Raw genomic sequence first — 11,711 nt, forward strand, 5'->3', positions numbered from 1 at the left:
CGAAATTAAATCTAGATAGTCTTATGTATGAGAGTGAGGTGAACATGTGGAAAAATTTGAAGACATATACGAAAAATACTTTTTAGATGTATACAAATATGTATTGTCTTTATCCAGGAATAATCATATTGCTGAGGAAATTACTCAGGAAACCTTCTTTAAAGCACTAAAGAACATTGATAACTTTGAAGGAAAGTGTAAAATTAGCGTTTGGTTATGTCAAATTGCTAAAAACACTTATTATTCTACCTATCGTAAAGAAAATAATATATTGGAAATAGATTCTTTAGAATTAATTCAAAAGAATCTTGAGCAGCAATTAATAGATACTGAGATAGCCTTTGAACTTCATAAAGCACTACATAGAATGAGTGAGCCATATAAAGAGGTATTCTCTTTAAGGATGTTTGGAGAGTTATCTTTTGCACAGATAGGAGAACTATTTTTCAAATCAGAAAGTTGGGCACGAGTTACCTTTCATCGGGCCAAGATTAAACTTCAGGAGGAGATGCGATGAAATATTCATGTAATGTTGTCAAAGACTTATTACCGCTATATCATGATGAAGTATGTAGTAATGAAAGCATACAAATTGTAACAGAACATTTACTAGAATGTGAAACGTGTAAAGCATACTATGAAATGATGAAGGAGCCAAATCAAATGTTTACAGAAATAAGTATAGAGGAAAAAGCAGATTTTCGTATGCTAAAGCACATCAAAAAGAAACTTCAAAGAGGAAAGATTATTACAGGTATAGTTTCACTTGGGATAGGAATATCTCTAGTATTAGGAATTTTCAAATTTATGAATGGTTATATAGTTCCTATAGACTATAGCCAAGAAAATATTAGAGTAGAAGAAGAAAATGGAGTGCTTCATGCCTATACTACAGGTGATTTAATTTATAATTTAAATAAGAAAGTAATTCAAGATGGAGATAAAAATAATTTATATTTTTACGGTGCTACAACCGCTGCACAAAAATATCTAGTTCCTAATCGTACCGAAACTAAAAGATATACATTAGAATATACTGATACTATTTTAAATAAAGAGCAAACATTGTATAGTATAGATAATGTCTATTATTTGGTTGAAAATTATACTGAATTAGATGGTTTATTGGATGATAAATTAAATGATACACTAAATAATGCGATTCTTTTATGGAGTGCAAACGAAATAAAATAATCGGAATAACTTAAGGAGAAATTATGTCATATCTATTAAAAGTTAAACAGTACGAGAAATCCTATGATATAGGTGTTTTTGAAACAGAAGAATCAATATGTAAACTTATTGAAAGTATTCCTTTTGTAAAAAAAGAAGTTATTTCAAATGGGTATATAAATTATTCTATGAAATTTGAAGATTTACCTGACTACTATGAATTAGATTATAATCATTATATATATGTTATTTCAAAGTTTTCATTTATACCCAATGAAGATGAAATATATTTTGAATGGAGTAAAATTCATCTTTGGGATGAAAAAGTAGCTATGAAAAAGACATTTATAGAGGCAGACATAACGGTAGATGCCTATAGTTTTCCCAATAATGAAGTTACCGATTATATAGAAAAACGCGAAGAATTGTATAAAGAAACAGAAAAGTATTATAAAACTAAAGGATTGCAAGTTAGAAGAAATGCCCTTGGATCTCAAGATGGCGAATATGTTGAACTTTTAAATGCTTCAATACTGTATTTGCTTGATCCTAGCGCTGTAGATATTTGGAAAGAATCGGGAAATATAGAAGAATTTTTAGATAAGTATAAAAAGTTTTTAGATGATATTTAACTCACCTTTCTATTTTACTTCCACGCTTCTACCCCTTTTCATATGGCTAGACATACTGCTAGCACATAAATTTGTTCAATTTGAATATTAGACTCCCTTTGAAGCACGCGAATACATTCTCTTACTGTACTTCCTGTCGTGTAGATATCATCAATCAGTGCAATCTTTACAGACGTCTCACAGAAAGTATGTGTACGCATCTTGATGGCACCTCGAATATTTTTCGCCCGCTCTTCCTTCTTACAAGCTGACTGTGGCTTGGTGTCATGACTTCTTGCAAGCACATCCCATACTGGAATATGTGTACGCTTTGCCACTTCGTCTGCTAAGTCTAACGCTTGGTTGAAACCTCTATCCAAATACCTATGTCTGGCAATAGGTATGGGAATCAAATAGTCTATCTCTAAATGCTCAGCTTGAATAAAGGTAGAGAGTAAAGCACCATAGCCTTTTGCATATTTTCTGATCCCTGTATATTTCCATCTTAATACACTTTCTTTGTACAAGTCAATATAAGGAAAAAGTGCCCTTACACAAGTCACTTGTGCAGGCACTTCGTTACAATAGCCGCATGCCCCTGTGTTGGTCGCATAAGGCTTCCCACACTTTGGACAGACGTCTCTTACAAGTAAGCCTGTCTCACAGCTTGGACATAACCCACATGCTTCATTCCCTTCTAACAAACAACCACACACCATACACTTGTCTGGACAAAGCCATGCCTTAAGCGTTTCTAAAGACAACATTAATCCCTCACTTACATTTTATATTGGTTAGACTCCTGTCATGCTTCTTAGTCTATACAGAAATCTGATTGTCTACTGGATGTAAGTCTCTTGTTGTTATTTTCTCTTATAAGTATGATGGTATTTCCTTATTTTTAAACCTTCTATTTAAAATAATCATTGGCGTACCACTTTTAAATCAGTTGTTGTAAATGAATGCCCAAGCTAGAGTATCTTTCTACTTCTCTATTGTTTTCAATCATACGATTGACAGTCTCTTTTACCCCTACGATGACAACCATTTTCTTGGCTCTTGTTACAGCTGTGTAAAGTAAGTTACGACTCAGCAACATAGGTGGCCCACTATGAATGGGTAAGATGACTACAGGGTACTCACTTCCTTGAGACTTATGAATGGTCACAGCATAGGCAAGTTCTAGCTCGTCTAGTTGATTGAACTCATACTCTACTGTCTTTTGGTCATCAAAGAGTACGGTCAATATCTCACGTCCTAAGTCCAGGTCTTTAATCATACCACAGTCACCATTGAACACTCCAATCCCTTCATCCAGTGGGTAGCCTGTAGGGGCATACACTTTCCACGGAGTATTGTAGTTATTCTTAATCTGCATTACCTTGTCTCCCACTCGGAAGATGGTATCTCGGTATTCCTTCTCAATTTTCGCAGCCGAAGGCCCGTTCAAGGCACCTTGAAGTAACTTGTTCAGTTCATTGACGCCTAAAAGTCCTTTGCGCATAGGGGCTAAAACTTGAATATCTTTTAGGAAGTCTACCTTCTGAAACTTAGGAATACGGGTTGTAATTAACTCCACAATAGTCTCTTGGACTTGTTGTTGCACACTACGATTCATAAAGAAGAAGTCCGTCCCTTTTTCATTGTTCACAGGTTCCTTCCCTTGGTTGATGCGGTGGGCATTCATAACAATAGCACTTTCCCTCGCCTGTCTAAAGATTTGAGTCAGACGTACCACTGGAAGACGCTCACTTTTTATCATATCTTTTAATACATTTCCAGCACCTACTGAAGGTAATTGGTCTGCATCTCCAATAAGGATGAGACGTTGCCCTTCTTGTACTGCTTCTAAAAGGGCATACATTAAGTTGACATCTACCATAGACATTTCATCAATGATGACTACATCTGCTTCTAGTGGGTTCTCATCGTTACGATTGAACATCTGCCTATTACTATCTTCCTTGAGATAGCCAATTTCTAGTAATCTATGAATTGTCTGTGCCTTCATTTCAGTAGCTTCACTCATACGCTTGGCTGCACGCCCTGTTGGTGCCGCCAGTAAGACTTCCTCATTGGCTTTTTCTAACATGTGCAAGATAGCCTTAATGGTGGTAGTCTTACCTGTACCCGGTCCCCCTGTGAGTATAGTAACGCCATGCATAAGTACATAGCGCACAGCTTCTCTTTGCTCTTCTACCAGTTCAATAGAGAGTTCCTTCTGGGTTTGTTTCAGCTCTTTATCAAAGTCAAAAGGCATTTCCTTGTCGTAAGTGGCTGCAAGATCTATAAGCTTTCTTGCAATTTTTAGTTCACAATGATACAGTCTGCTTAAAAAGACACAGGCTATCTGATTATAATTTTTCACAAGAATGGCCTTCTGTATGATAAGTTCACTCATGGCATGGTCTACAAAATCTTCAGGCACGCCTAGAAGTTGCAAACTTTTCTCCACTAAAATATCCCTCGGCATATAGGTATGCCCTTCCATTGAGAAGTTATTAAGGAGATATAAAATGCCTGTCTTGATACGCTGTGGGTCACTCTTATCAATTCCTATTTGAGCTGCAATCTCATCGGCTTTCTTGAAGCCTATTCCAAAGATGTCTTCTGCTAACCGATAAGGATTGGTTTTAATGACTTCTATCGTCTTGTCCTTATACCGTTTGTAGATTTTGATGGCATAGGTAGGTGTAATCCCAAACTCTTGCAGCACCAACATGGCATTACGTAACTCATGTTGAGCGCGGAATACCTCACCAATCTCTACTGCCTTCTTGTCGCTAATCCCTTGGATTTGAGCAAGCACCGTTGGCTCACTTTCAATAATACGAAAAGTATCTAGCCCAAAGTGCTTCACAATTTTCTTAGCAGTCTTTGGCCCTATTCCTTTAATGGCACCAGATGCTAAATACCTTTCTATACCTTGTACAGTCTTTGGAATACTTCTTTCAAAAGTATCCACCTTTAGTTGTTTACCATAGACAGGGTGGGTAGCCCATTGACCTACAATACGTATTTCCTCACCAGGATGAGCACCAAGCAGATTGCCAACGCAAGATACTTCTTCTCCTTCATATTCAATTGTACATACTGTATATCCATTTTCTTCATTTTGGTATATGATGTCGTCTACAACACCTTCAATGACTATTTGTTCTTCCAATTCATCCACCCTATCCTTTATTATTTCCTACGTATCAGTTCTAGCTGAATCTTCTCATCGTCATAGCCTATATTTGCTTCATCGATCATAGTTCCTACAAGCCCTAGCTCCTCTGAACTTTCAGTCTCACCAGCTAGCTCCCAGTAGTATTCTTCCATCTCACACTCTCTTGGATAGCTTAAAAAGCTTTGAAGTTTTTTGACACACAGCTTTAAGTCATCTAGTGCAATAGCCTCTACCGTAATCACTTCACGATCGACTAAGTTATCAACTTTTATATCTAAACTCCTTGCCTGATGTTCTAGGAAAAAAGTTGTTAATTCATCTACCATTTTGGATATTTTCTTTACTTCATGTCTCACGATTTATTCTCCTTCTTAAATGCATCAATAATCGGAATTAAAACAGCAGCAATAATGCCCCCTGACAAACCATTGTTGTATAAAACGATTCCCCCATGTAATGCACCGACATTTTGTATAAAAGTAGCGTGTAATACACCTGCAAGTATTCCCCATAACGCGCCATATTCTCCTGCTATTGGTGCAAGGGTTGTTCCAAATAAAGCTGAAATAATAAGTGTAGAGGTGGGTGCATCGACGCCAAACAATTGCCACCCCAACAAAACACCCAGTACAATCGGCCATACATTCATCGGATGCTTACCAAAACTTCCAAATCCTATGACAGTAAACATAGCTGCCACAGTTGGACCATTAAAATGTCCATCTAATGAAAGGACAAAACCAATACACAAGAGCCCTAATATACCCATATTAACTAAGCTTAAGCCAAAGCCATCTTGCTTAATCATATCTGTTACAATTCTCCCTGAATGCCCAAGCAATCGCCTGTAGCCCTTAAATGTCTTCTCATTTATACGATAGCCCACTCCAATTAAGACTATGCAGTATAGTACAAAAAAGGTTACTAAACGCCAATCATTGTAAGTAAGCAACGAACTATTACTCTCTACAAAAATACTGGACTCATCAATAATTGAATAGACAATCATCCCAACAAATCCCGCTGCCGTTCCCATATTATATAAATTGTATCCAGCATGAAGGGTAACGATATGCGATGATACAGTCGGCATAATGAAACCTATAAATCCACCAACTACTGCCATAATAATAATACCGTATATCATATTATGCGACATACTTTCTCCAATAAGGCTTACCAGTGGACTCAAAGCAGTTGAAAACATATTAATAATGACTACGTTTTTATAAGGCATTTGATGATACTTGCTGTAGAGGTATCCCCCTAGGTAAAAAGGCCATATGTTAAACAGGTTCTTTCCCATAAAGCTAAATCCAGCGAGTAAAAAGAGGGCTGCAATAATCACACCATTCGGCTTAAAGTCTAGCCTTCTAAGCAACCATAAGTTAATGAATATAACACTTGCGGCATTTAATAAGGTTGCGCCAACACCTGCTATCAACAAATAATCTGTTAGTAAAATATCATTTGCTTTATAAATAAGCGCTATACCTTCTAAAAGTTCTACTGGACTTGCTACGATAAAAGCACATATCAACATGGCAAGTGGAAGGATATAGAGTACGTTATACATGGTACTACTTGATACTTCTTTCCGTCTCGTAATCTTAATCGTATTCATGTAAGCTCCTTTTTGTCTTTTGTTAGTCTCTTTATTTTATCATATATCCTAAAACATGATAACCCTCTCTTAGTACTACGCAAGCTCTATTCATCCGCTCAAGCAATTGTGTACACAACAAAAGGCCTACTTCCCCAAGTAGACCTTTCTTTTCCCATATTATTATCCTATATGTTTTAACCGTAAGGCTTAAAACCGATTAGTTAAGTGCTGCTTTTTTAAGTGCCTCTACTTTATCTGTTTGTTCCCATGGAAGGTTTACATCTGTACGACCAAAGTGTCCGTAAGCTGCTGTTTGTTTGTAAATAGGTCTTCTAAGGTCAAGCATTTTGATAATCCCTGCTGGACGAAGGTCAAAGTTTGCTCTTACGATTTCTACAAGTCTTTCATCACTTACAACACCTGTATCATGTGTGTTGATTAAGATTGAAACAGGATGTGCTACACCAATTGCATAAGCCAGTTCGATTTCACATCTTTTTGCAAGACCTGCTGCTACAATGTTTTTTGCTACATAGCGTGCTGCATAAGCTGCTGAACGGTCTACTTTTGTTGGATCTTTTCCTGAGAAAGCACCGCCGCCATGACTTGCATATCCACCGTAAGTATCTACGATAATTTTACGACCTGTAAGACCTGAATCACCTACTGGACCACCGATTACGAAACGTCCTGTTGGGTTGATGAAGTATTTTGTGCTTTCATCTAAGAGCTCAGCTGGAATAACTGGTTTAATAACATATTCCATAAGGTCTTTGTGGATTTGTTCTTGTGAAACTTCTTCGGCATGTTGTGTAGAAATAACAACTGCATCTACTCTCACTACTGTATCGCCATCGTACTCTACAGTTACTTGAGTTTTACCATCTGGGCGAAGGTAGTTCAGTGTACCATTTTTACGTACTTCTGTAAGACGACGTGATAATTTATGTGCTAAAGAAATTGGCATTGGCATAAGCTCTTCGGTTTCATCACAGGCAAAACCAAACATCATTCCTTGGTCTCCGGCCCCTGTTGCTTCAATATCTTCTTCTGCCATTTCATTGTTTCTTTTTTCAAGTGCTGTATCGACACCCATTGCAATATCTGGAGATTGCTCATCAAGTGCTACCATCACACCACAACTGTTGCCATCAAAACCAAAGCTTGGGTTGTTGTAACCAATTTCATTAATTGTGTCACGGGCAATCTTATTGATGTCTACGTAACAACTTGTTGTAACTTCTCCCATAACAAGTACTAGACCTGTTGTAACTGCTGTCTCACACGCTACACGTGCTTGTGGGTCTTGTGCATAAATTGCATCTAAAACTGAATCTGAAATCTGGTCAGCAATCTTGTCTGGATGCCCTTCTGTCACTGATTCTGATGTAAATAATCTTCTTGCCATTTTCAAAATCCTCCTTTAATATGTTTTAGTTTTAACATAAGCGATGTATTTAAAGGTTCGATGGTTGAATGCGTAATTTGTTGAAAAAAATAAAGGCCTCGAAAAACGAGGCCTTGTGTACTTTATCGTAAATACGATACATCCTCATCTTACAAGTGCTGTGCACTTGTGGGAATTGGCACCCGCTATACGCTGGTTGCCGGGTTTCGTAGGGCCCTGTCCCTCCACCTCTCTGGATAAGAATTACTCATCGCTATTTAATTGTTGACTTCATTATATAAGCTAGTCCTTTTATTTGTCAAGCAAATTATTTACTTAGTCGTTTGCACATCATGTCTGCAAGTCCTATACCGCCTGCTTCATCTTTCTTATAACCTGTTGTATTTACATTAGCTAAATCATTAGAAATAACCTCTAACTTTTTGGTTTATACATCTATGCCTGTCCCTACAATATAAAGACCTCTAATCATAGGCTCTGCTCTTTCTATTTTGCTTAGAGTATTTGTATTCTACAAATAGACCTGTCCCTACTGCTACACAAGAAATAGCTTCATTTGCAATCACTGCATTAATCCCTACTCTTTGTGTAATCAGTTTATCCAGTCCATAAATGAGGCTTCCTCCTCCTGTTAAAACAATGCCTCTATCAAATATATCGGCAGCAAGTTCTGGAGGTGTAGACTCAAGTACAACATGTACAGCATTTACAATCTCGTCAATCGGTTGAGCCAAGGCGTCTAGCATCTCATCGGAAGATAAAACAATATGTTTTGGTAGCCCAGAAACTAAGTTGCGCCCCTTAGCTGTCATCTCAATTGGAAAATCACGTTTATAGGCAGATCCAATATTTTTCTTAATCTCTTCAGCCGTACCTTCTCCAATAAGTAAATTATGTCTTTTACGCAAATATACCATAATCGCTTCATCGAAATTATCGCCTGCTACTTTAATAGACTTTTTCACAACAGCACCACCTAAGGAAATAACAGCAATATCTGCCGTTCCTCCTCCAATGTCTACAATCATACTTCCACATGGTCTACTAATATCAATTCCCGCTCCAATAGCAGCCGCAATAGGCTCTTCTATAACATCTACTTTTCTAGCCCCAGCTTGTCTTGTTGCATCTTCTACCGCACGTTTTTCTACTTCTGTTACCCCACTTGGTACACATACTGCAATACGCGGTTTAATCAATCTTGGACCAATTGCCTTATGAATAAAATACTTAAGCATTTTTTCTGTTGCATCACAATCATCAATAACCCCACGTCTAAGCGGTCTAATCGCCGTAATATTTTGTGGTGTACGCCCTAACATAGCATGTGCTTCCTCTCCCACAGCAAGCACTTCATTCGTTCTATTATTAATAGCAATAATAGATGGCTCTTGTAATACTATCCCTTGACCTTTTATATAAATAAGAACAGAAGCTGTTCCTAAATCAATTCCAATGTCGGCTCCTCTTCCAAACATATATTTTCTCCTTTACCTGTTGTCATTTTTCACCATAAAATTACCTTCATTATACCTTAAACACCATTGTATTGCAAAGTAAATAGAGGTTGCCGCACCATAATCAGCACAACAGCCTCCTCTACCCATCTATTTGATTAATCCTGAGTATTTTTCTTTTGTTGCTAGGCCACCTCTTAGGTGTCGTTCAGCTTTGTTAAGTTCTAAAACTTTCCTTGCTTCCATCGCAAGTTTTGGATTAATTTTTTCTAATCGTTCTGTGACGTCTTTATGGACTGTACTTTTACTGATGCCAAACTTCTTGGCCGTTTCCCTTACTGTAGCATTGGAATTGATAATAAACTTTGCAGCTTCAATGGCTCTTTCTTCGATATAAGGTTTCAAGAAAAGGCCCCCCTTAACACAACTCTTGTTTAATAAATATGCTAAGAAGTCCTTCTTTATTCTCAAAACTTGATTTAGGACAAGGATTTTGACAAAAAATATAAATTCAATATATAAGGTGATTAAATCTATAGTTTTTCACAAAAATTACTATTTATATTCACAAGAAAATATAGAGTAAATAGGCCTATATTTTTCCTAACGATTGGATGTATTAATTCAGTTTAAGCTATTATTTCTCATACAGATAGATAGTTGGCATTTCAACTCTATCACTGTATAACCCTTTCATTAATGAAGGCAAACTATAATCAACTTTGGTATCTTGAGTTACTGTTGTTAGAAACTCTCTGTCTGTATCCTTTCCTGCTGAGTTTCCTGATATATCCCTACCTTTGTAAGTCTCATTTTGAATACTTACTCTAACAAATGGTTCCAAATCCGTATCTACATTATAGAACTCATAGTAGCCATTCTCATCTGTTATAGCAACTGGCATTGGATGATTTGGGCTACTAATTGGATTAGTAACTGACTCGAATTTTGAAGGTCTATTTATACCGCCACTTCCATACATAAGTACTTTGATACCTACTACGGGTTTACCTTCTTGGTCAATAACTCGTCCTCTAACAGTATTGAACTTTTCGCTAGTTCTTTCTATCTGTAATAATCCTTTATCAATTATTGTAATGCTATCTGTTTTTGGGTCATATTTTAACTGTGCCCCAAATTGATTTACTAGGAATCTTATTGGATATACAGCTTTACCATTATGTATTCTGTATTTGATTGTATAGTCTCCTGAATATGCACCATTTACACGAGGATATGTTTTGTTGGTAATGGTTGACGGCGTTATATAGATGATTTTATCGTCTCTAATGATAATGCCTTCGCTAATATGTCTAAGATTAAGTGCTTCTCTTAGGAAGTCACCTTCTGCATATGTTACGCCATCAATGTAAATAGGGTTCTTTAGCACAGTCTCACGATAAATTGTTTGCTCAATTTTAGCTAATGCTACATCCTCTTGTACTCCTGCAAATACTGGCACTGCTACTAATAAAGATGTTGCTACTAAAATTGTTGAAATTACTTTGTTAAGTTTCATAATATAAATCCCCCTTCTTAGTCCCAAATGTTTTCGTATGTGTAGATTACAGGCATCTCTGCAAGTCTTGAGTCTACTCTTAAGAATCCATCTTCAAGTGCTCCCTTAGTTTTACTAAAAGTTCCTGGGGTATGTCCCTCAAATTTAACCACCTTACCTCCAACGGTCTTAGTATAATTAACCCCTACTTGTACTCTAGAATACTTAGCAGTATCTAATCCAACAAATTCATAGTATCCATTTTCATCTGTTTTAGTCACTGGAGGTAAGTTTGGATTGTCTCCACCTGCATTTGTACTTTGAGCTGTAGCGTCTTTGTTAAATCCATCAAGTGTAACTTCTGCTCCAACTACAGATTTACCATCTTTATCTTTAACGTAACCTTTAATTGTGTTGAGTTGAGTATCGACTAACTTAGGTTGTGATTCCCCGAAGTATTTAACTGTCATGAGCTTAGTTTTTGTATCGTAAGCTACTGTACAGTTCATATTCTCAAAAGTGAATTTTGCTGGTACGTGAGGTACGCCATTGAATAATTTAACCCCATAGTTACATGGTATATACTGGCGATTTACTTGTGGTCTAGCAGGTTGATTACTAATCTGAATTGCAGATACAGGTGTATACATCATCACACCATTTGTTGGTTGATGATACTTCTCTGATTTAACCCCCGCATACTTCTCTAAGTCCTTCACTGATACGTAACTCACCCCTCCGACAACGACTGGTTTTACTTGGAATGTCTTCTCTGGTTTCTTAACT

At 36.9% G+C, this 11,711-nt stretch carries 12 protein-coding genes, 1 pseudogene and 1 riboswitch; of the genes and pseudogenes, 3 read left to right on the forward strand and 10 right to left on the reverse strand.

What is annotated here, in order from left to right; genetic code table 11:
* The first annotated feature begins 46 nt into the window (after window positions 1-46).
* The 3 genes from RRY75_RS00570 to RRY75_RS00580 are packed head-to-tail and all read left to right on the forward strand — an operon-like array spanning window position 47 to window position 1,805.
* Window positions 47-517 carry an RNA polymerase sigma factor gene (locus RRY75_RS00570; RefSeq protein ID WP_332715345.1) on the forward strand — a complete coding sequence of 157 codons (471 nt, stop codon included), beginning with the start codon at window positions 47-49 and terminating at the stop codon, window positions 515-517.
* A complete protein-coding gene (locus RRY75_RS00575) occupies window positions 514-1,194 on the forward strand; it encodes a zf-HC2 domain-containing protein (RefSeq protein ID WP_332715348.1) in 681 nt (226 codons plus the stop codon). Before RRY75_RS00570 ends, RRY75_RS00575 begins: the two co-directional genes overlap by 4 nt.
* A gap of 23 nt (window positions 1,195-1,217) precedes the next feature.
* Window positions 1,218-1,805 (forward strand): hypothetical protein, encoded by a 588-nt coding sequence (locus tag RRY75_RS00580; RefSeq protein ID WP_332492507.1) that lies wholly within the window; start codon window positions 1,218-1,220, stop codon window positions 1,803-1,805.
* A 38-nt stretch (window positions 1,806-1,843) separates the two neighbouring features.
* On the opposite strand, the gene RRY75_RS00585 is transcribed toward RRY75_RS00580, so the two are convergent.
* The 10 genes and pseudogenes from RRY75_RS00585 to RRY75_RS00625 all read right to left on the reverse strand — a co-directional run.
* Window positions 1,844-2,551 (reverse strand): ComF family protein, encoded by a 708-nt coding sequence (locus tag RRY75_RS00585; protein ID WP_332492505.1) that lies wholly within the window; start codon window positions 2,549-2,551, stop codon window positions 1,844-1,846.
* Between the two features lie 173 nt (window positions 2,552-2,724).
* On the reverse strand, window positions 2,725-4,950 hold the full coding sequence (gene recD2 / locus RRY75_RS00590) for an SF1B family DNA helicase RecD2 (RefSeq protein ID WP_332492503.1): 2,226 nt from the start codon (window positions 4,948-4,950) through the stop codon (window positions 2,725-2,727).
* Window positions 4,951-4,970: 20 nt separating this feature from the next.
* Window positions 4,971-5,312: a hypothetical protein gene (locus RRY75_RS00595; RefSeq protein ID WP_332492501.1), complete on the reverse strand. Its 342-nt coding sequence runs from the start codon at window positions 5,310-5,312 to the stop codon at window positions 4,971-4,973.
* Complete coding sequence (locus tag RRY75_RS00600) at window positions 5,309-6,580, reverse strand: DUF1576 domain-containing protein (RefSeq protein ID WP_332492499.1); 1,272 nt, start codon at window positions 6,578-6,580, stop codon at window positions 5,309-5,311. The genes RRY75_RS00595 and RRY75_RS00600 overlap by 4 nt, the downstream gene beginning before the upstream one ends.
* Before the next feature lie 199 nt (window positions 6,581-6,779).
* Entirely contained in the window at window positions 6,780-7,970 is a 1,191-nt protein-coding gene (gene metK / locus RRY75_RS00605; protein WP_332492497.1) for a methionine adenosyltransferase, read from the reverse strand.
* A 141-nt stretch (window positions 7,971-8,111) separates the two neighbouring features.
* Window positions 8,112-8,213, reverse strand: a riboswitch (SAM riboswitch).
* A 64-nt stretch (window positions 8,214-8,277) separates the two neighbouring features.
* Window positions 8,278-8,394: pseudogene (locus tag RRY75_RS14240) on the reverse strand (flagellar basal body protein); the annotation flags it as partial.
* 40 nt (window positions 8,395-8,434) lie between these two features.
* Window positions 8,435-9,448 carry a rod shape-determining protein gene (locus tag RRY75_RS00610; RefSeq protein ID WP_332492496.1) on the reverse strand — a complete coding sequence of 338 codons (1,014 nt, stop codon included), beginning with the start codon at window positions 9,446-9,448 and terminating at the stop codon, window positions 8,435-8,437.
* 129 nt (window positions 9,449-9,577) lie between these two features.
* Window positions 9,578-9,832 (reverse strand): sporulation transcriptional regulator SpoIIID, encoded by a 255-nt coding sequence (gene spoIIID, locus RRY75_RS00615; RefSeq protein WP_307991061.1) that lies wholly within the window; start codon window positions 9,830-9,832, stop codon window positions 9,578-9,580.
* Between the two features lie 232 nt (window positions 9,833-10,064).
* Entirely contained in the window at window positions 10,065-10,946 is an 882-nt protein-coding gene (locus RRY75_RS00620) for a hypothetical protein (protein ID WP_332527405.1), read from the reverse strand.
* A gap of 17 nt (window positions 10,947-10,963) precedes the next feature.
* On the reverse strand, window positions 10,964-11,711 hold a 748-nt coding region (locus tag RRY75_RS00625; protein ID WP_332715355.1), incomplete at its 5' end, for a carboxypeptidase-like regulatory domain-containing protein.

Origin of the sequence: Niameybacter sp., assembly GCF_036655075.1 — a bacterium.
GTDB lineage: Bacteria > Bacillota > Clostridia > Lachnospirales > Cellulosilyticaceae > Holtiella.